The organism is Myxococcus virescens, from assembly GCF_900101905.1.
GTDB lineage: Bacteria > Myxococcota > Myxococcia > Myxococcales > Myxococcaceae > Myxococcus > Myxococcus virescens.
On sequence record NZ_FNAJ01000004.1, the window covers coordinates 257799 to 276654 of the forward strand.

Genomic DNA, 18856 nt, shown 5'->3' on the forward strand with positions numbered 1-18856 from the left:
GGACTCCTCAGCGGTGGCAGCTCGAGCAGTCCGTGGGGGGCTGCAGGATTCGAGGGGCCTTCAAGGGCTCCGGCGCGGGTGCACCGGACGACAGGGCCAGCAGCTCTCCAGCGCGGGGCGCGGAAGGCGGCGGCGCGGACACCTGCTTCGCCGCCGTGTCGCGGTGGCAGTCCAGGCACCAGCCCATCGTCATGGGCTCCTTCTGCTCCACGCGCACCATCTCCTGCACGGGCCCGTGGCACGTCTGGCAGTCCAGGCCCGCGCCCACGTGGCTGGCGTGGTTGAAGTACGCGTGGTCCGGCAGGCGGTGGATGCGCACCCACGCCAGCGGCTTGTTCTCCGCCACCGCGGCCGCGACCTTCTGGATTTCGGGCGAGTCCGTCTTCACCTGCGTGTGGCAGTTCATGCACACGCTGGTGGAGGGCACGCCGGCGTGGCGGCTCTTCTCCGCGCCCACGTGGCAGTATTGACAATCCAGGCCGTACTGCCCGGCGTGGACGGCGTGGGAGAAGGCCACGGGCTGCTCGGGCATGTAGCCCTGCTGGTTGTTCACCGGGCCGCTACAGCCGGCCAGGGAGAGCGCGGCCAGCGGGCCCATCCAGGCAGCGGTCAGGGCACGATAAGGGAAGCGAATCGAGGCGTCTTTCATGACGGGTGTGCCGCCGCGTCAGCGGGCGGTCTCCTCCCGAGGCGTGACGAGCAGGGGCGCGGTGAGGGGCTCGGGCCGCGCGCGGATGAAGAGAGCCAGCGCCAGCACCACCATCCCGAACAGGGTGTGGAACTGGACGATGAAGGGCGCCTGCGCCAGCAGCGACGCGTCCGGCTGGAAGGCCAGCACCGAGCGCAGGTACGGCACCACCACGTGGACGTACCAGGCCGAGCCCCAGCGCAGCGCCACCGCCAGGTAGAGGCCGGAGCACGACTGCGCGAACAGCAACCCCAGCAGCGCGGCGGTGCTCCACTGCCCTTCTCGCGCGCGGCGCAGCGTCAGGCCCACCAGGCCCCAGGCGAGCAGCAGCGCGCCAATGAGGCCCACCGCCTCCAGCGTGAAGAGGCGGCCCGGCGACGCATTGAAGGCCTGCATCGCACGCGGCGCCAGCAGCCCCAGCAGGTGGATGAGGGCCACGATGACGCCCCCCGCCAGCACGGCCCGCCCAGAGAGCGTCCAGGGCGTGGGCGCGCTGGGGGCACCCGCGGGCGCGCGTGCCATCAGCCGGCGCGCCACGCCCGCCACGGCCGCGCCCGCCGCCACGTAGGGGATGGCGGAGAAGAGGGCTTCACTCACGGCTGACCTCGCTTGGTGTGCGCGTTGAAGGCAACGCCCATGAACCCGAGCACCGCGAGCATCCCGACGAGGCCCAGGTAGAAGAAGTCCCTGTCCGTGCGAGGCTTGCTGCCGTCGCGCGACACGTCCGCGAGGTACGCCTTGAGGGCGTATTGCTCCTCCTCCTCCAGCGGGGCCTTCGCGTACAGCGCGGCCATCATCGGCGTGTCCAGCTTCGCCAGGAGAGGCCGCATGCCGCGCTCGCCCATGCGCGCGAAGGCGAAGGTGAGGTTGGGCCCCAGCGTGCCGCCACCCGCCACGCCCAGCCCGCGCACGTCATGACAGCCGAAACAGGCGGGACCGCCCTTCGCCAGGGCTTCCGTGCCCTCGAAGAGCCGGCGGCCGCGCGCAACCTCCTCCGAGGTCGCGTCCGTGCCCATCTTCGCCGCGGGCGACGGCTTGCAGCCGCCCGGCCCCTTCTTCGCGCAGTCGCGGAAGAAGGCGTAGAGGGCGCCGAGTTCCTCGGGAGCGAGCTGCTGGTCCGGCATGCGGATGCCGTTGAACTGCTTCAGCAGCGCGTTGGCCACCGGGTCGCCTTCGTCAATGACGGCGCCGGGGCTGGTGATGAAGCGGGTGACCCATGCCTCGTCGCGCCGCTCCATGACGCCGTGCAGGTCCGGCCCCACGCGGTCGCCCTCGCCCACCGTGTGACAGGTGGCGCAGCGCTGCGTGAAGAGCGTGGCCCCTTGCGAGGCGCTCTGCGCTCCCGCCACTGGCGCCGCCACCAGGGCCAGAAGCTGAATGACGGGGACGAGCCCCCGCGCCCTGCGCGGTCGTCCGTCCTGGGCGTGTGTCCGCATCGCCGCGTGCCCCTCCTCGAAGGGAGGCCGGGCTCACTGCCCGGCACGCGTGACACGAATTGCAATGCGAGGGCCAGAATGACGAAAGGCCAACACCCAGGCGGACGTGCGTGGGGGTTGGCCTGATGCGCGCAGCATTTGCGCCGCGCGCCGTGATTCAGCGCAGCATTTACCCGGCGCGGCTCACATCGCCGTCGTGGTGAACACGCCACGGCCAATGGCCATGATGCCGCCGATGATGAAGACGATGGACACCACCACGCCCACCAGCGGCAGCACGAAGGCCGGCTGCGGCTTGCGGCGGTTGATGGACAACGTCGCCTGCGCCACGCCGGCGGCGAGCACCATCATCACGATGTGCCCGATGAGCGCCGGGTAATAGAAGCGCGTCACCAGCACGCCAACACCCAGCAGCACCTGAAGCTGGAGCAGCCCGGAGTAGGCCGAGCCCAAGATGCGCCCCAGCTTGTCGAAGGGCTTCCGGGTGGCGAGCCCGTAGGCGAAGTACGCGAGGGCCAGGATTCCAGCCAGCAGCACCAGATAACGGAGCCCGGAGTGGGCGTAGAAGAGCATTCGGTCCATGGGCCTCGCTGCTTAGCAACGCGCGGGGCGCCGCGCACGTTTCAAGACGGGTCCGGCTTGGGCGTCTTCGCGGTGCTGGGGGGAAGCTCCGGCGGGGCGATGAACTCCGCGGGGGGCAATTCCCCCGTGAGGCTCTTGAGGAAGGCGACCAGGTCGTCCACCTCCGGGTCCGTCAGCGTGCGCGCCAGCTGGTGCTTCGCCATCAGCCGCACCATCTGCGGCAGCTCCACCACGCTGCCGTCGTGCAGGTATGGCCCCGTCTTGTCCACGTTGAGGAGCGTGGGCACCCGGAACTTGCCCCGGTCATCCTCGTTCTTCGTGGCGTCGAAGCGGCCCGCGTCCTTCAGGCCCGGGTAGTCCTCGATGAGGCCCAGCTTCTGGAAAGAGGTACCGCCCACGGCGGGGCCGTTGTGGCAGGTGGTGCACCCGGTGGTGGCGAAGAGCTGCAGGCCCCGCTGCTCCTGCTCCGTCAGCGCGTCGTGCTTGCCGCCCACGAAGGCGTCGAAGCGCGAGGTCGTGACGAGCTTGCGCTCGAAGGCGGCGATGGCGCGCGCGGTGTTGGCCATGGTCACCGGCTTCTTGTCGCCCGGGAAGGCCTCACGGAAACGCTTCGTGTACTCCGGGATGGAGGTCAGCGTGGCCAGCACGCGCTTCTCATCCGGCATGGCCATCTCCACCGGATTGAGGATGGGGCCCGTGGCCTGCGCCTCCAGCGTGTCCGCGCGCCCGTCCCAGAACTGCGCGATGTGCCCGGCCGCGTTGTACACGGTGGGCGAGTTGCGCGTGCCCTTCAGCCCCTTGTGGCCGTCCGACAGCGCCTTGTTGTCCACACCGAAGGTCGTCAGGCCGTGGCAGGTGTTGCAGGACACATCGTGGTTCTTCGACAGGCGCGGCTCGAAGTAGAGCATCCGCCCCAGCGCCACCTGGGCTTCAGTGTCCTCGGGGGGAGGCGGCGCGTCCTTGCGCTGAGGCAGCGGCTTGAAGAAGTGCGCGAGCTGCTCGGCCGTCATCGGCTTGGGCGCCGGCAGCTTCTGGGCTTCCGGCGCGGCCACGGGCGCCTCGGCGGGCGGCGGCGTCCGCTCACACCCCGTGAGCGCACTGACGCCCAGAGCGGACAGCGACAGCAGCGAGACCCACCGGTTCTGAATCATGGAAGCCCTCCATGGCCGCTTCGATAGCGCGGCGCAAGCTACCAGCAATCAGCCCAGGAGGAATGCCGCGTCGAGACATCCCTGTACGTCCGCTTTCCGGACCCATCAGCCACCGGGCCGCCTTCCCGCTCCGGAAGCACTCGAACGACCAGGGTGGCCTGCGAGACTTCCGACAGCGCGCTACCTCCCAGTCTCAGGCCGCCATGCGTGCTTCAGCCAACAGGGCCCCTGTGCCTCAGGGCCGGGCGCGCGGCGCATCGAGCGGCATCGACGAGACGATGGAGGACGGATGCGGGACGGCAACGATGGTGGACCGGTGGAGGACGTGGAGGTGCTCGTCTGCCGGAAGTGCCTGATGAAGGGCGGCACGCGTGCCGGAGGACTGGACCTGCCGCGCTGGCTCCAAGGCACGCTCACCGAACGCGGCCTGGGGGAACAGGTCCGCGTGCGCCCCTCCGGCTGCATGAACCAGTGCCCGCGCGGCAAGGTCACCGTGCTCGTCTCCAGCGACTCCGGCCGCGGCGGCGCCCTGGTGACGGTGGACCCGAGGCTGCATCGAGAGGAGCTGGTACAGCTCGTCGAACGCCATGCGCGTGGCGAGCCCACCCGGGAGGCCCCCGTCCCCGGCGACGTGGAGGCGGAGCGCGACGGGGCGACGTAGCCGCGCCTGGCGGGCCACCTCGGACGGCGTGTCGTCACGGCGGAAGACGAGCCGGTCCACCACGTACGACACCGCGAGCCCGGACGCCGCGCCCACCGCGTCCCATGCCAGGTCCTTCATCGAGAACGTCGTCCCGCGCCCCAAGTCATAGAGTTCCTTACCCACCCCCGCGCCCATCGCGAGCCCCGCGCCGGTGAGCCAGCGCGCGTGGGGATTGTCGAAGAGCAGCGCGCCCCCGGCGTACCCCGCGCCCGCGAACATGAAACACGCCGCGAAGTGTTTGGGCTTGTCCGGCCCCAGCCACGCATCACCCGACGCGGCGCGCGCGCCGAGAGGCGCCAGGAGGACGAGCAACAGCAAGCTGGGCAGCAGGGCGTGCAGGCGCATGTCCCTCCCTGTAGCACCACACGACCCGTCAGGGTGCCCTGTCTCTCCGTGAAGTGGGGGCTGACGGGTTCATGCGTTTTCGAGACGCAGCCCGAGTCACGGCCTATGCTGGGGACCTCGTGAGTCAACTCGGCCCTACCTTCACCTTCCAGAAACGAGACACCCGGCACCCCGGGCTCGACTGCGCGCGCGGACTCGCGGTGATGGCGATGGTCATTGGCCACACGCTGGACGCGGTGTTGTCGCCGGCCGTGCGCGCGGACGTGTGGGTCCAGCACTACTGGACCTGCCGAGGCATCACCGCGCCCCTGTTCCTGATGGTCGCGGGGTGGGCGGTGGTCGCGGCGCTGGGCTCGAAGCCCACGGCGGCCCGGGACACCTACGGCAAGCGAGTGCGGCGCGCGCTGCTGCTCATCTTCCTGGGCTACCTCGTCCACTGGCCCGGGTGGTCCACGGTCATCCAGATGGGGATGACCGAGCGGATGCTGACGAAGGTGCTCGTCTTCGACGCGCTCCAATGCATCGGCTTCGCCCTCCTGGCGGGCGCCACCCTGCTGGCGGTGACGCCGGGCCGCTGGGGACGCACGGTGATGCTGGCGGTGGTCGCGGTGGGCCTGCCGCTGGTGAGCGCCACCCTGTGGACCCTGGGCGAAGGGTTGCCCGGGCCGCTGACCCAGTTCATCGGCAGTGGCGGCGCCAGCCGCTTCCCCTTCTTCCCGTGGGCCAGCTACTTCTTCGCGGGCGCCCTGGCCGCGAGCCTGCTGGGTACCCTCCGCCCCGGCGTGCCGCAGGGGCTGGCGCTGCTGATTCTGGGCGGCGGCCTCTTTTGGTTCATGCGCGGACAGAACCAGGACTGGGGCACCGCCAGCGCGTGGCTGGTGGCGTACCGCGTGGGCCAGGGGATGATGGTGCTGGGCGTGGTCAACCTGCTGCCGCGCAAGGTCAGCGGCCTGCTGGCGCCTCTGGGCCGCCTGTCGCTCTGGGTCTACGTGCTGCACCTGCCCATCGTGTACGGCTGGTCCAGCTACGCGGGCCTGTCCAGCCGCGTGGGCCCCACCCTGACGCTTCCGGAGGGACTGGGCATCGGCGTATCGCTGCTGGTGGGCTGCGCCCTGGTGGCCCGCCTTGGGACGTGGCTGAGGGACCAGGCCCGGCCGTGGCGCACCGGCTCCACCACGCTGGAGGCCAGCGTGGGCAGCCTGGGCTCGCGCGGGAACTGACGTCCGGGCGGCGCGTCAGCTCCGCCTGGGCTCCTCCTCGGTGAACTCGGCGTCCACCTCCGGCTGCGGGTCCTGAGGCCGGCGGGCCTCGGTGCCGCCGGCGTCCGGCTCCAGGGCACCGGTCCGCGGAGAACGCGGCACGGGGCCTCCAGGGAAAGGGCCTCCCACGGACGCGTGGAAGCCGCCCCCAAACGCCCCGCCACCGAAGGTGGTGACGTGCATCGAGCCAGCACGCACCTTGCGCTCCAGGGTGCGGCGCACGCGCGCGGAGATGAGGCGCCGCACGGGCGGCAGCAGGAGCAGCAGCCCCACGACGTCGGTGATGACGCCAGGGATGACGAGCAACACGCCGCCGGCCAGCACCAGCACGCCACTGAGGATGCCTTCCTCGGGCACCTGGCCGCGCGCCATGGACTCACGCCAGTGGCGCAGCACCCGCCTGCCCTCCCGCCGGGAGAGCGCGGTGCCCACCAGGCCGGACACCAGCACCCAGGCAAGGGTGGGCATGGGCCCTATCTGCCGGCCAATGGCCAGGAGCAGGTAGAGCTCGAGGAAGGGCACCACGATGAGGGCGAGGAGGAGGTAGCGGAACACGCCCCCAAGGTAACGCTTCGAGAGGGGTCGTGCTCGTCTTCCGCCGCCGCGTCAGCGCCCGCCGAGCTGCCCCACCAGGGTGTCCACCACCAGGTACAGGACCACGAAGATGCCAATGGCGATGAGGACCATGCGCGTGGAGAGCTGGAAGCCGCGGGAGCCCTCCGTCTCCAGCGCGTAGCTGCCCGCGCCCATCGCCTCGGGCACGCCGGCCACCTCGCCCGCGTAGCGCGCCGTGCGGACGTATTGCTCCACCACTCCGGCGTCGTCCTTGCCGGTCAGCGAGCGGCCCAGCTGCGGGTCCACCAGCCGGACACCGGCCTCGGAGGCCAGGGCCGCCGCGGCCTCCACGGCCTCGCGCATCAGGTCGGGGCGGTCCGACAGCGGCACGCGCAGCTCGGTGGCCACCACCTGTCCGCCCTCACGCAGCTCGCCGACGTCGACGTCGCCGTTCTTGAAGGACCACCTGCGCACGCCGTCCGGCCGGGCGACCACACCCCGCTCGGAAAGGAGGGCATCCACCCGCGCTGCCTCATAAGGCGAGCCCGGCGTCATCGTCTGGAGGAGCAACTCGTATCTCACGCGGGTTGCGAGTATACGCCGCGAACGCCATGTCCACCTCTTCCAAGCCCCCCTACCCGCGCCGAAGCGGAAACCGGCCCTCGGGCCCCTCCTCTCAGCAGCAGGGCCGGGGCCGTCCCCACACCCGCCCCGAGAAGCCCGCCCCGGACCGCACCTCGCCCGAGCTGGGCCCGGACGGCCTTCCCCAGGTGTCGCTGCTGCGCCGCGGCGTGGAGCGCTGGCAGGGCGGCCACCCGTGGATCTACCGCGCGGACCTGAACGGCGACCCCGGACTGCCCGGCGGCGAGGTGGTGCGCGTGACGGACACCCGGGGATGGTTCCTGGGCAAGGCCTTCTATTCGAAGCACTCGAAGATTTCCCTGCGCTGGCTCTCCTTCGACGACGTCGCGGTGGACGCGGACTTCTTCCGGGAGCGGCTCCTGGCCGCGGACCGGCTGCGCCAGCTCGCGCTCCCGGGGGAGAAGACGTACCGCCTGGTGCATGGCGAGGCGGACGGGCTGCCCGGGCTCGTGGTGGACCGCTACGGCGACTTCCTCAGCGTGCAGTTCCTGGTCCCCGCCATGGAGCAGCGCAAGGCGCTCATCGCCGACCTGCTCCAGGCGCAGTTCAACCCGCGCGGCATCATCAACCGCTCCGACGTGGGCGTCCGCAACCTGGAGGGCCTCACTCCGGAGAAGGGCGTGCTGCGCGGCGAACATCCCGGCCCGGTGTCCTTCGACGAGGGCCTGGTGAAGATGCGCGCGGACCTGCTGGAGGGCCAGAAGACGGGCGCCTTCCTGGACCAGCGCGAGAATCACGTCATGGCCGCGAGCTATGCCCACGGCGAGGCGCTGGACTGCTTCTCCTACGTCGGCGGCTTCGCGCTCCAGCTCGCCACGCGGGCCAGGCACGTCACGGCGATTGAAATCTCTGAAGCGGCCTCGGCGCAGCTTCGGGAGAACGCCGCGGCCAACAAGCTGAACAACCTGGACGTGGTGGTGGCCAACGCCTTCGACTTCCTCCGCGACGCGGTGGACGAGGGCAAACGCTTCGACACCATCGTCCTGGACCCGCCGTCCTTCGCGAAGAACAAGGACGCCATCCCCGCCGCGGTGCGCGGGTACAAGGAAATCAACCTCCGCGCCCTGCAGCTGTTGCGGCCCGGCGGCATCCTCATCTCCGCCAGCTGCACGTACCACGTGGACGAGCAGGCCTTCGAGGACATGCTCGCCTCCGCCGCCGCGGATGCCCGCCGCCGCGTGCAAATCATCGAGCGCCGCGGCGCCGGCCGGGACCACCCCGTGCTGCTCAACCTGCGTGAGACGCGCTACCTGAAGTGCTTCGTGCTCCGGGTGCTCTGAGGACTCGCCCATGCGGACGCGGGACTGGGACGACGAGGACGACGACGCGCCCCTGGGTGGCACCCGCGAAAGGGAGCGCGCGCTGAAGGAGGTGCGCGCCGTCTACCGCCAGGCGGACGCGGCCTACGCCCCCTACTCCTGCCCGGCCAGCGGCGAGTGCTGTCAGCTGGCCATCACGAAGCGCCAGCCCTGGCTGTGGCAGCCCGAATGGGAGCTGCTGTCCCGAGGGCGCCCGCTGCCGCCACCTCGCACGGACGGCGGCTGTCCCTACCTGGACGCCACGGGCCTGCGCTGCTCGGTGTACGCGGACCGGCCCTTCGGCTGCCGGACCTTCTTCTGCCAGCGCATCCAAGGCCCCTCACGCCAACCCGCGGAGACGGTGGCCACGCTGCTGGAGCGGCTGGAGCGTGTGTCTCAGCGCGTGGCCCCTTCACTGAAGGCTCCGCGCCCTTTGCTGGACTGGCATGAGGAGGCCTGGCACGCGGCGACAAAAGCTTGAATTGCCACTTTTCAATTCAAGTCTTTGTAGGAATTCGCGGCGCTAACGTCCGGTTGATACATAGAAGTGATGAAACACGCATCACCCCAGGAGTGGGAATGACGTTGGGAGTGGTATGCCAGGGGTGGGGGCTCTCGCAGGTAGAGGACGCGGTACAGGTCCCCTGGCCTTCTGGAGTTCCCTGGACACCTCAGAAAGCGCCAAGCCCTTCACCGTGATTTCTCCTCGCTGGCTCGTCGCACCGCAAGAATTCAAGGGAACGCTGTCCGCCGTGGAAGCGGCTGAAGCCATGGCTCGCGGCCTCCGTGAGTCCTCGCCGGAAGTGGTGTTGGACGTGGCGCCGCTCGCGGATGGCGGGCCTGGGACGGTGGAAGCGCTGCTGACGGGCCTGCGCGGCGAGCGTCGTCAGCAGGTGGTGCGTGGACCGCTGGGCGCGCCCGTGGAAGCACACTGGGCCCTGGTGGAGGACGGACGCACGGCGGTGGTGGAGATGGCCTCCGCGTCCGGCCTGTCGCTGCTGGCGCCCGAGGCTCGCGATGCGTTGAAGGCATCCACGTATGGCACCGGCGAGCTGATGCACGCGGCGCTGGAGTCGGGCTGCGAACGCCTCATCGTCTGCCTGGGTGGCAGCGCCACCACGGACGCGGGCACCGGGGCGCTCAGCGCACTGGGCTTCCGCTTCCTGGACGCGCGAGGACAGCCTCTTCCCCCGGGAGGCGCGGCGCTGGCCCAGCTCGCCCGCGTGGACGCGAGTGGCCGTCATCCTCGCCTGGGCGCCGTGGAGCTGCTGGGTGCCACGGACGTCACCTCGCCCCTGTTGGGGCCGGACGGAGCCGCGCGGCTCTTCGGTCCGCAGAAGGGCGCGGACGAGGCCGGCGTGGAAGCACTGGAGGCGGCGTTGGCACACGCGGCGACGGTGCTGGGGGATACGTCCGCGGGCTGGCCCGGCGCGGGAGCGGCGGGAGGCTTTGGGTTTGGCCTGCTGGCCCTCACTGGCGCGCGACTGGTGCCCGGCTACGAGCTGGTGTCACGCGCGCTGGGCCTGGAGCGGCGCGTGCTGATGGCGGACGTGGTGCTGACCGGTGAGGGACGCTTCGATCGTCAGACGTCGCTGGGCAAGGGCCCGGGCGGCATCGCGAGGCTGGCTCGCGAGCACGGCACGCCGGTGGTGCTCTTCGCCGGACAGGTGCAGCGGGATGAAGGCCTGGCGCTGGACCTCTTCCACGAGGTGGTGGAGCTGAGCGCCCACGCCCAGCCGGGCGAAGCGGCCTCGAAGGTGCTGTGCGAAGCCGCCGCGCGCTGGGCGGCCCAGCGTCTCAAGGGACGCTGAGCCGAGCCGTCACATCCTTCCGGGCCTGACGACGCGAGTGAGGCGTCGCCGGCGCCGCGCAGCGTCTCAAGGGACGCTGCGCCGTCCCCTCACTTCCCGTCTGGCTTGGGCGGCGACGCGGGAGGCTTCGCCGGTGCCGCCGCGCCCGCCAGCTTCCAGTGAACCAGCGCGTCCTTCGTCCCGTCATACATGACGAGCGACGGCGCCCCGCCCGTCCACAGCAGCGCCGCGCCCTTCTCTGGAACAGCGCCCAGCGCCAGCGGCGGCTTGAAGGCCGCGCCCACCTGCTGCACGTAGAGGTGCGGGTTGCGGCCCGCGCTGTTCAGGACGCGGTAGAAGAGCCAGTCCCCCTCGGGTGACAGCGAGCCCAGCGTCACCGACTCCCCGGAGGCATGGCGCGCCAGCCGCACCGTCACCGCGGGCGCGCCTTCCCACGACACGCGCCAGATGCCAGGGTCCTCGGGCTTCTCCTTCCCCTCCTCCCGCTTCGGCGTCACGTCACGGCCCAGTGCCACGAGCGCCACCGGCAACGAGGGATGCAAACGCAGCGACTGCAACGTGAGGCCATCCACCGACAGCTTGCGCAGCGCGAGCGCCAGCGGGTGCTCCGGCTGGGGCTTGGCCAGGTCAGGCCCATAGAGCTCCAGCGGCACGCCGGGCTTCTGCACCGCGACCAGCCCCGCCCCCGCGTCCCACTTCACCGCGCCGACGACGGAGCCCAGCTCCAGCGAGCCCAACTTCGCGCGCTTTTCGCCCTCCAGCCGCCAGGTGCGCAGCCGGAAGGAGATGCGGGAGGTGCGGGCATAATTCGTGGTGTCCTCCAGCTCCGCCGCCACCACCAGCGGGGCGTGAGAAATCCACGCGCCGCGGATGGCGACCTCCTCCAGTCGCTCGACCATGAACCACGTCTTGGCCAGTTGCCACTTGAGGTCGTACATCACCAGGCTTCGAGTCTGGAGGTACGCCAGGTGCGTGGATGATGGAGGCAGCATCCCTTGCAGCTCGCCTCCGGAGACCTGCTCCAGGTACTCGTCATCCACCTCGACGCGGCGCACCTCGGAGCCGGACAGCTCCAGCCGCCAGAGCTTGTCATTCAGCGTGAGCACCGACACCGAATCCGGCGCCGGCGATGGAAACACGAGCGCCACCTGATTCCAGGGGAACGGCGACGGATGACGCACGGGCGCCGCGGCCGCGGGCAGTTGAGGCGTCAGCAGGAAGGGGTCCTTGTTGGGCTCCATGGGCGGGGCTCCTACTTCGCCTTCGTGGTCGCGGTGAACAACATGGGACCGCTGGCCAGGCCGCCCGCCTTGTCAATCTGTTCCAGCGGGTGCTGCAGCCGCATCAGCGTCGTGAAGTTGTCCTCGAGCTTGTCCACCGCGGCGCCCGTCACGTTGAGGTCCGTTTGAAGCTTCTTGAGGCCCTCCTTCATCTTCGGAGCGACCTCCATCATGCGGTAGTAGCGCATGGGATTGACGATGGCGAACTGGGTGAAGAGGTTCACCTGCGTCGGCAGCTCCTTCTGGATGAACTCCAGCCCGCGGATGGTGCGGCTGTACCAGGCCGCGTACGCCACGGGCTCGGCGGTAATCATGTACCAGTCGGTGCCGAACATGATCTTCTTCAGCATCCATGGACTGGACTTGAGGATGTCAGCCAGCAGCTTCCACTTCTGCTTCTCCATCAGGTCCAGATAGGAGATGTCCGTGTAGAAGTTGGGGAACTCGTTGCACAGCTCGACGATGGAGCCAATCCAGCTCTTGTCGTACTGAACCTTCTGGCCATCCTGCTTGACGGTCAATCCCTTGCGGAAGTCCCAGAAGGTGCCGTCACTGGCAAAGTGCGCCAGGCACAGGCGCAGCTTCGGGTTGTCATTGAGCACCGGACGCCACGCTTCCGGGTGCACGTAGTTCTCATAGAAGTAGCGCATCCGGCCCGGGTTCAGCAGCTTCTCCTTGGCCTCGATGGCGTCCTCCACGCCATTGCGCGCGCGGCGGAGCACGAGCGGGATGTGGCTCTTCCAGCTCGCCTCCAGCTCCGTCACGTAGTCGCGCGCCTTGGTGATGTCCGCGTCGGCCTTGGCGATGGCTTCCTTCGAAGGCCAGTACTTCGGGTCGTTGCGGATGGCCTCGTCCGGCTCGTGGTCCAGGTAGAAGCGCCGCTCGTGCGTGTAGAAGCCGGACGGCGTGCAGTGGGTCATCAGCGGGATGTCGTTCGACGCGCACTCGGAGAAGAACCAGCTCAGGATGTCCTTCACCGGCGCATGGCGCTCCTTGGGCATGTAGCCCTGGGGCGTGTACATCTTGAAGCCGATGTAGGGAGCCGCCTTGGAGGCCGTCACCACCTTCTCGAAGGGGAACGACTTGTCCTCGTTCTTGATGAAGCGGCGCGGTTCGAAGTGAAACATGGGCAGCAGCCGGAAGGGATTCTCCGCGACCACCTGCTCGGTGTGCCGGAGCTGCCGGTCCCACGTCTCGTGAAGCCGTATCTCATCGGACTTCGCTTCAATCAGCTCGCCAGGGTCATCGGACTTCGTGCGCCAGCGGTAGGTGAAGCGGGGCTCGGCCCCATCGAAATCCGAGCTGTAGATAGGGTCCCCCTGGTAGCCAGCCAGGTGGCAGTAATCCATGTCCATGGTGAGGACGATGGACATGCCCAGGTAGGAAGCGCTGGCCTCCGCGTGGCCCTGCGTGGACGCATAGGCTCGCAGGGGCGCGGGGATGGTGTACTCCTCCACGTTGCCCATTCCATCCGAGGTGTATCCCGTCCGGTCCTGGGCAAGGCTGTCATTGGAGCGCACGGCCTCTTCGCCAATGCGGTGCGTGTCGCGGTGGGACACATCACCAATGTCGGGCGCGAACGGGATTTTCGCCGCCCAGAAGCCCAGGCGGTTGATCTTCGTGCGGCTGGTGCCCGTGCCGATGAGAAAGCCCAGGCCCTTGTCCTTCATCATCTGCACCAGCGCGGGCATGGGCGTGCAGTTGCCGCTCATGATGTGCATGTGCGCGTCGAAGTGGACGGGCGGCAAGGTGAGCGGCGTTCCCGGCGTGGCGATGAGGTTCTGCGGCCCTCCGGCGGACACCTGGTTCTCTGGCAGGTCCGGGATGATGACCCGGTCATCCGCCTTCACTTCATTGGCGCCGCGCGTGGCGCGCAGGCCCCCGTTGTCCGGATGCTCGTAGATGAGCTTCCATTCCTTGAACCCGTACTTCTGCGCGATTGAGTCGGGGGAGTCCCCGTCCTTGACGACGTACGTTTCCATCGCTGGCCTATCCGAAATGGCGCGTGTGCCCGCGCGGGCGGGTGCGGCTCAGGAACCCTTGTTGATGCGGCCTGACATCTCCGGGAAGACGACGCGGTAGTCGCCGGGCGGCACCTTCTCCACCACGCCCTTCCCGCTCCCGTCCACGCGGCCCTTCTTGATGGTGCCGTCGGGCATGTGCAGCTCGAAGGGCTGGTCCTTGATGGGCTTGCCGTCCATGCCCTTGAGGTTGAACTCGACGTTGACGGGGTCTGGCTCCTTGAAGTGCTCCAGCTCCTTCGCCTTGCGCGAGTCGCTCTTGAGCGAACCAGCCGCCTCCATCTTCACCTTGCCGCCCTTGATCTTCACTTCCTTGCCGTCGACGGTGAGCGTCTTGAGGGCGAAGGTCACCTTGCCGGACTTCTCCATCTTCAGGATGAGGTTGTCACCGACGAGCAGCGAGAAGGTGTCTGCCTTCAGCTCGAACTTCTTGGCCAGGCCCGCCATGTCCTCGGTGATGTAGAGGCCGGTCGTCTTCCCGATGTCCTCTTCCCAGTCCTTGCCGATGGTCAGCGTGAGCTGGCCCTTGGTGCGCAAGTCCCAGTCCATGCCGACGTCCACCGTCTTGTCCTTGCCGACCGTCTCCTGCCGCGAGCCCAGCACGTGCTCGGTGTGCGCGGCGGCGACCTGGAGGCCGCGCGCGCCGCCGGTGGCCTCGTTGTAGGCCAGCGCCACGTTGACGCTGTAGGCGCCGCCAATGGTGGTGGCCTTCGCGGCCCCCACGTTCTCCATGGCGCCCTGGAGCACCAGCGCGGTGAGGTTGCCGCCCACCGTCATCGTCTGGTTGCCCTCCACTTCCTCGTCGTGAGACAGCGTCGTCCGGGTGGAGCGGTTGCCCTGCACCACCAACGTCTGGTTCTGCTCGACGACGCCCACGTCGTCCAAGCCCACGCGCAGCTCCTGGTTGCCCTCCACCGTGCGCTTGCGGTCCTTCTTCACCAGCAGGTCCTCGAAGCCCGTCACCTGCTGGTCCTTGTCGTTCTCCGTGAGCAGGTCCTCGTCCTTCTGCGCGTGGGTGAAGACCTCCTCCTGGCCCGCCGCGTCCTCGATGCGGACCTCGTTGAAGCCGTCACTGCCCAGGCTGGAGGCGCTCTTGCGCGTGGACTTCGTCTTCTCCCCCGGCAGGCCATACGGCACCGTGTTGGTGCCGTTGTAGACGGCGCCCGCCACCAGCGGCCGGTCCGGGTCGCCTTCCAGGAAGCGCACCACCACCTCCTGGCCGATGCGCGGCAGCCACACGTCACCCCAGGCCGGGCCGCCCCACGGCTGGCCCACGCGCACCCAGCACGAGGACCGCTCGTCGCGCTTGCCCTCGCGGTCCCAGTGGAACTGCACCTTGATGCGCCCGTGCTCGTCGGTGTGAATCTCCTCGCCCGCGGGGCCCACCACCGTGGCCGTCTGCGGACCCGCCAGCTGCGGCAGGGGCGTCAGGCGCCGGGGCCGGAAGGGCACGGCCTTGGGCAGCAGCTGGTACTGGTTGCGGTACAGGCCCTGAATCGCCTCGCTGCCCGCGCTGACGTCCGGCTGCGTGCCCGAATGCACCACCTCCGTCACCAGGTACTCACCCGCGAAGGTGCCATCCTCCGGGGACTGCACCTCCAGCAGGTACCCGGGCGTCAGGCGCGGCGCCACGCCCTGCCCCATCAGCGTGCGCCCGCCCATGCTGGCCGCTTCCGTGCGCACGTTCGTCGCCGCCTTGCCCACGCCCGGCGCCACGTAGCCCGCCGGATAGTCGTAGAGCTCCAGCTCCGTGACACCTTCGGGCGCCTGCGCCTTGCCGGAGATGTCCAGGCCAGGCTTCTCGAAGTCGAAGTCCTTCAGGTGCACGGCGCCGGGGCGCAGCCGGTGCACCACTTCCAGCGCGGAGAGGTACTCACCCTCCACGACCTCCTTGCCCAGGCTGGGACGCAGCGGGAGCTGCTGGCCCTGCGGCAGGGGCGCGTGCGCGCTGGGCTTGTCCCCCAGCACCAGGGTGTGCCCGTCCTCGGTGTGCTCGAAGAAGTAGAAGATGCCTTCCCACTCCATGAGGCGGCTGAGGAAGGCGAAGTCGCTCTCCCGGTACTGCACGCAGTACTCGCGGGGGGCGTAGCTGCCGGACAGGGCCAGCCGCGTCTTCACGCCCGCCGCGTCCAGGACGTCCTTGAGGATGTCCGGCACGGACTTCTGCTGGAAGATGCGGCTGCGGTGGTGCTGGGTGAGCCGCCACAGCCGGGGCACCACGTGCGCGCGGTAGCGGCGGCGGCCCGTCTTCATGCCCAGCGATTCCACCTCGCGGACCCAGCCGTGCACGTAGCGGGGCGCGCTGTCGCGGATGGAGAGGGTGAGCAACGCGTCCTGCTCCAGCAGCTCACTGGTGGCGATGGGGTTGCCATCCTTGGCGAAGAAGTCCACCCGGAAGTCGAACAGGTGGCTCAACGCCTCGGTGCCGGAAATGCTCGAAACACTCAGCGCATCCGCGCCGTGTGAGCCGACCTGCACCGTGAACGCAGGCGGATTGAATTGAGCGGCCATGACTCCCCCTTCACCGACGCGGAGGTCCCCAGCCTCGCCGGGAACGAACGGGAGATTCTACCACACGCTGGGTACGGGGGAGCACGCGCCCGGAATGCCGCCCGGCTACCCTTCCAGCGGGTCCGAGGTTCGGACCACCCGCATCCCCGCCGCCTGGAAGTCCCGGAGGGCCTCCTTCGCCAACCGGGGGAAGTCCAACGAGGCGGGCAGCGGCTCCAGGGGAGGCGCCGGCACCGGACTCATGGCGTCCTCCAGGATGTGGATGCGGCCCATCTTCGACGGGTCCGTCTGTTCGATGTGACGCCGCAGGTCCAGCAGCGTGTTCAGCACGCAGTGGGAGCTGGCCTGACCGAAGACATAGACGCGGTCAAAGGACATCAGACGCTCGAAGAGGCGCGTGTTGAAGGCCCCGACCTGCTGCCCCTTCAGCTCCGTCACCTCGGGTGAGAGCACGGAGTAGTTCTCCGTGAGCGGGTGCTCCCCCTTCAGCTCGAAGTGCGTGGGCATGTCGCGCACCAGGGCATGGAAGAGGCTCGCCTCGAAGACGGACGGAACCAGCGCGTGGCTCAGGCCGCCCAGCATCGCGTGGAAGGGCCAGACGGTGAGCACGTACCGGCCGCTGGCCTCCAGTTGCTCGCAGTAGGCCAGGCTCTCCTCGTGGAAGCGCGTGGCCCGCCAGCGGCCGGAGCGAACATCCGCCGCGGTGATGGCCGTCAATGGCGGCGGCGGCCGGCCTTCCGCGTCCCGCCACCAGGACGGATGAAACACGTGGTACGCGTGGTGCGTGTCCAGCGAGAACACCAGCTCCGTCACCCGGTCCAGGTTCGCGTAGAGCCAGCGCAGCGCGCGCTGGGTGTCCTCCACCGCGCCGGGCACGAAGAGGCTGGCGCCCGGCGTGCAGAAGGCCACCTGCACGTCGATGCCGAACGCGGCGATGCGCGTCGCGTCCTCACGCGCGGGGCGGATGCGGTGCTCCGCCACGTAGCGGAGGGCCTCCTCGGTCACCTCCGCGCCACGCTCCAGGTAGAGCTGGCTGACGCGGGCGTCCTCGTGAAAGCGGGGAATGGGCAAGGGCATGTCGGACTCAGCGGTGCTGCTGGGGGAAGTGACGCCGGTGCAGCGCATCCACCAGCGCCTGCGTCGCGGCGGTGTAGGCGACACGCGCCTCGGCCGCCGTCTCCTGCGCGCCCACCAGTGATGGGGTTTCCGGCGCGCTCTCCATGAGCGGGAAGTAGCCATCCGGGACGGGCTCGCCCACCTGGCCGACCAGTCCGACGGGGCCCGCGCCATGGCGGCGGCGGAAGAGGACGGGCTCGCCGGGGATGCTCTTCTTGCCCTCGGCCAGCTCGTTGCCGAACTTCATCACCGGCGTGTTGCCCGTGCGAGACAGCTTGTAGATGGCGGCCACCTTGTCCCGGGTGAGCGGGCAGTCCATGGTCCGCGCGATGATGTGGCCGCCGTAGCCGTAGAACTGGGCCGACGGCTCCCAGCCCACCTGCCGCCGCAGCTCCTCGAACTCCCGCGTGGCCTCCGCGTCCAGTCCGTCCTCCAGGATGTTGACGGGCCGAATCCCCAGGTCCCGCGCCCGCGTCACCGCGTAGAGGTACTGGAGCTTCTTGTTGCCGGAGTCGAAGCGGATGGAGTCGTTGTTGCCGGGCTCCTCCTGGATGAGCTGGAAGGCCGCGGGGATTCCGGACGTGAGCGTGTCGAAGGTGTCCAGCAGGTAGCTGGAGCGCTGCGGCCGGCGCTCGCGCATGGCCCGGAACGCGGCCTCATCCGAGCCATAGCGCTGGATGTGCTCGTGCCCCATGGTGCCCACGGGGACCATTCCCAGCTTCGCCGCCCCGTCCACGTTGGAGGTGCGTGTGACGCCCGCGTCCTTGCAGCTTCGCAGCGCCACCTCGTGCTGCTCCAGACAGGTGGCCGCGCGCAGGCCCACCTCGAAGATGCGAGACGGGTCCTCGACGATGTCCACCAGCTCCTTGACGGTGGCGAAGACGCGCCTGGCGTAGCCCTCCGTGTCCACGGTGATGGGCACCGCATTCACGCCCACCGAGTCGAGCGTCTCCAGCGCGATGGCCTTCTGCTCGTCGCACGTCACGGTGGCCAGCGCGCGGGCCAGCGCGTCCCGGTCCGACAGCGCCAGGGTGGCGACCTGGATGCGGAAGTTGAGCTGGAGCAGCAGCGGCTCCACCCAGGACACCAGGGCGGACGGCCCTGTCAGCGTGAGGATGGGCTCGCGCGGATAGAAGAGCGCGCCCTTGGGGATGGCGCGGATGCTGAGTTTCTCACGGCGGAGGATGGCCGCCTTGAACCCCACGCCCATCTCATAGTCGTACCGGCTGAGGTAGTCGTAGTCCTCCGACCTGGGCTCCGGGATGAGCGACTTGACGAAGGCCGCCACGTCGAGCGGCATCACCTGGAGCCCCCCCCGCCGGTGCGAGTAGTAGAACGTTTCCCGACGAAGCGGCCAGCCGGCCTCCGCCATGCTGAACTTGTAGCCATCCGTCGCGAGCAGCGAGGTCGACATCTTGGGGTCCTTCCTCCGATGCCGCGAAGAGTAAACGCGTCAGG

The 18856-nt window shown here is 69.4% G+C and carries 17 protein-coding genes; 4 read left to right on the top strand and 13 right to left on the bottom strand.

Annotated features, from left to right (window positions below; all coding sequences use genetic code 11):
• Nucleotides 1-7: 7 nt before the first annotated feature.
• The 6 genes from BLU09_RS14555 to BLU09_RS14580 form a co-directional block, all read right to left on the bottom strand.
• A complete protein-coding gene (locus tag BLU09_RS14555) occupies nucleotides 8-649 on the bottom strand; it encodes a cytochrome c3 family protein (RefSeq protein WP_090490152.1) in 642 nt (213 codons plus the stop codon).
• Between the two features lie 18 nt (nucleotides 650-667).
• Nucleotides 668-1285: a respiratory nitrate reductase subunit gamma gene (locus tag BLU09_RS14560; RefSeq protein WP_090490153.1), complete on the bottom strand. Its 618-nt coding sequence runs from the start codon at nucleotides 1283-1285 to the stop codon at nucleotides 668-670.
• Nucleotides 1282-2124, bottom strand: coding sequence for a c-type cytochrome (locus BLU09_RS14565; RefSeq protein WP_090490154.1), 843 nt, complete (start codon nucleotides 2122-2124; stop codon nucleotides 1282-1284). The genes BLU09_RS14560 and BLU09_RS14565 overlap by 4 nt, the downstream gene beginning before the upstream one ends.
• Before the next feature lie 183 nt (nucleotides 2125-2307).
• Nucleotides 2308-2706 carry a hypothetical protein gene (locus BLU09_RS14570; RefSeq protein ID WP_090490155.1) on the bottom strand — a complete coding sequence of 133 codons (399 nt, stop codon included), beginning with the start codon at nucleotides 2704-2706 and terminating at the stop codon, nucleotides 2308-2310.
• A gap of 41 nt (nucleotides 2707-2747) precedes the next feature.
• Complete coding sequence (locus BLU09_RS14575) at nucleotides 2748-3857, bottom strand: cytochrome-c peroxidase (protein ID WP_090490156.1); 1110 nt, start codon at nucleotides 3855-3857, stop codon at nucleotides 2748-2750.
• Between the two features lie 235 nt (nucleotides 3858-4092).
• Nucleotides 4093-4905, bottom strand: a complete 813-nt coding sequence (locus BLU09_RS14580; RefSeq protein WP_090490157.1) for a YfiM family lipoprotein — start codon at nucleotides 4903-4905, stop codon at nucleotides 4093-4095.
• Between the two features lie 119 nt (nucleotides 4906-5024).
• On the opposite strand from BLU09_RS14580, the gene BLU09_RS14585 reads away from it, so the two are divergent.
• Nucleotides 5025-6125, top strand: coding sequence for an acyltransferase family protein (locus BLU09_RS14585; RefSeq protein WP_373284015.1), 1101 nt, complete (start codon nucleotides 5025-5027; stop codon nucleotides 6123-6125).
• A gap of 15 nt (nucleotides 6126-6140) precedes the next feature.
• Here BLU09_RS14585 and BLU09_RS14590 read toward each other — a convergent pair whose 3' ends face one another.
• Together BLU09_RS14590 and BLU09_RS14595 are read right to left on the bottom strand one after the other, a co-directional pair.
• Nucleotides 6141-6719, bottom strand: coding sequence for an FxsA family protein (locus tag BLU09_RS14590; protein ID WP_090490159.1), 579 nt, complete (start codon nucleotides 6717-6719; stop codon nucleotides 6141-6143).
• A 51-nt stretch (nucleotides 6720-6770) separates the two neighbouring features.
• Entirely contained in the window at nucleotides 6771-7301 is a 531-nt protein-coding gene (locus BLU09_RS14595) for a hypothetical protein (protein WP_090490160.1), read from the bottom strand.
• Between the two features lie 29 nt (nucleotides 7302-7330).
• Here BLU09_RS14595 and BLU09_RS14600 point away from each other — a divergent pair, with 29 nt between their 5' ends.
• From BLU09_RS14600 to BLU09_RS14610, 3 genes are all read left to right on the top strand, one after another.
• Nucleotides 7331-8641 (top strand): class I SAM-dependent rRNA methyltransferase, encoded by a 1311-nt coding sequence (locus BLU09_RS14600; protein WP_186817815.1) that lies wholly within the window; start codon nucleotides 7331-7333, stop codon nucleotides 8639-8641.
• A 10-nt stretch (nucleotides 8642-8651) separates the two neighbouring features.
• Nucleotides 8652-9140 (top strand): YkgJ family cysteine cluster protein, encoded by a 489-nt coding sequence (locus BLU09_RS14605; protein ID WP_090490161.1) that lies wholly within the window; start codon nucleotides 8652-8654, stop codon nucleotides 9138-9140.
• A gap of 214 nt (nucleotides 9141-9354) precedes the next feature.
• Nucleotides 9355-10470, top strand: coding sequence for a glycerate kinase (locus tag BLU09_RS14610; RefSeq protein WP_090490162.1), 1116 nt, complete (start codon nucleotides 9355-9357; stop codon nucleotides 10468-10470).
• Nucleotides 10471-10559: 89 nt separating this feature from the next.
• Here the strand turns inward: BLU09_RS14610 and BLU09_RS14615 are convergent, their stop codons facing one another.
• The 5 genes from BLU09_RS14615 to BLU09_RS14635 all read right to left on the bottom strand — a co-directional run bounded on the left by BLU09_RS14615 (nucleotide 10560) and on the right by BLU09_RS14635 (nucleotide 18812).
• Nucleotides 10560-11711, bottom strand: coding sequence for a hypothetical protein (locus tag BLU09_RS14615; protein ID WP_090490163.1), 1152 nt, complete (start codon nucleotides 11709-11711; stop codon nucleotides 10560-10562).
• Between the two features lie 11 nt (nucleotides 11712-11722).
• A complete protein-coding gene (locus BLU09_RS14620; protein WP_090490164.1) occupies nucleotides 11723-13732 on the bottom strand; it encodes an amidohydrolase family protein in 2010 nt (669 codons plus the stop codon).
• A 48-nt stretch (nucleotides 13733-13780) separates the two neighbouring features.
• Nucleotides 13781-16282: a type VI secretion system Vgr family protein gene (locus BLU09_RS14625; RefSeq protein WP_090490165.1), complete on the bottom strand. Its 2502-nt coding sequence runs from the start codon at nucleotides 16280-16282 to the stop codon at nucleotides 13781-13783.
• 105 nt (nucleotides 16283-16387) lie between these two features.
• Nucleotides 16388-17359, bottom strand: coding sequence for a cysteine hydrolase family protein (locus BLU09_RS14630; RefSeq protein ID WP_090490166.1), 972 nt, complete (start codon nucleotides 17357-17359; stop codon nucleotides 16388-16390).
• A 7-nt stretch (nucleotides 17360-17366) separates the two neighbouring features.
• Nucleotides 17367-18812 carry a nicotinate phosphoribosyltransferase gene (locus tag BLU09_RS14635; protein WP_090490167.1) on the bottom strand — a complete coding sequence of 482 codons (1446 nt, stop codon included), beginning with the start codon at nucleotides 18810-18812 and terminating at the stop codon, nucleotides 17367-17369.
• Between the last annotated feature and the right edge of the window lie 44 nt (nucleotides 18813-18856).

What these genes read in the sequence shown, in the direction of transcription:
- BLU09_RS14555 (WP_090490152.1), bottom strand. Translation starts at nt 649, where the DNA reads ATGAAAGACGCCTCGATTCGCTTCCCTTATCGTGCCCTGACCGCTGCC.
- BLU09_RS14565 (WP_090490154.1), bottom strand. Translation starts at nt 2,124, where the DNA reads ATGCGGACACACGCCCAGGACGGACGACCGCGCAGGGCGCGGGGGCTC.
- BLU09_RS14570 (WP_090490155.1), bottom strand. Translation starts at nt 2,706, where the DNA reads ATGGACCGAATGCTCTTCTACGCCCACTCCGGGCTCCGTTATCTGGTG.
- BLU09_RS14575 (WP_090490156.1), bottom strand. Translation starts at nt 3,857, where the DNA reads ATGATTCAGAACCGGTGGGTCTCGCTGCTGTCGCTGTCCGCTCTGGGC.
- BLU09_RS14580 (WP_090490157.1), bottom strand. Translation starts at nt 4,905, where the DNA reads ATGCGCCTGCACGCCCTGCTGCCCAGCTTGCTGTTGCTCGTCCTCCTG.
- BLU09_RS14600 (WP_186817815.1), top strand. Translation starts at nt 7,331, where the DNA reads ATGTCCACCTCTTCCAAGCCCCCCTACCCGCGCCGAAGCGGAAACCGG.
- BLU09_RS14605 (WP_090490161.1), top strand. Translation starts at nt 8,652, where the DNA reads ATGCGGACGCGGGACTGGGACGACGAGGACGACGACGCGCCCCTGGGT.
- BLU09_RS14615 (WP_090490163.1), bottom strand. Translation starts at nt 11,711, where the DNA reads ATGGAGCCCAACAAGGACCCCTTCCTGCTGACGCCTCAACTGCCCGCG.
- BLU09_RS14620 (WP_090490164.1), bottom strand. Translation starts at nt 13,732, where the DNA reads ATGGAAACGTACGTCGTCAAGGACGGGGACTCCCCCGACTCAATCGCG.
- BLU09_RS14625 (WP_090490165.1), bottom strand. Translation starts at nt 16,282, where the DNA reads ATGGCCGCTCAATTCAATCCGCCTGCGTTCACGGTGCAGGTCGGCTCA.
- BLU09_RS14630 (WP_090490166.1), bottom strand. Translation starts at nt 17,359, where the DNA reads ATGCCCTTGCCCATTCCCCGCTTTCACGAGGACGCCCGCGTCAGCCAG.
- BLU09_RS14635 (WP_090490167.1), bottom strand. Translation starts at nt 18,812, where the DNA reads ATGTCGACCTCGCTGCTCGCGACGGATGGCTACAAGTTCAGCATGGCG.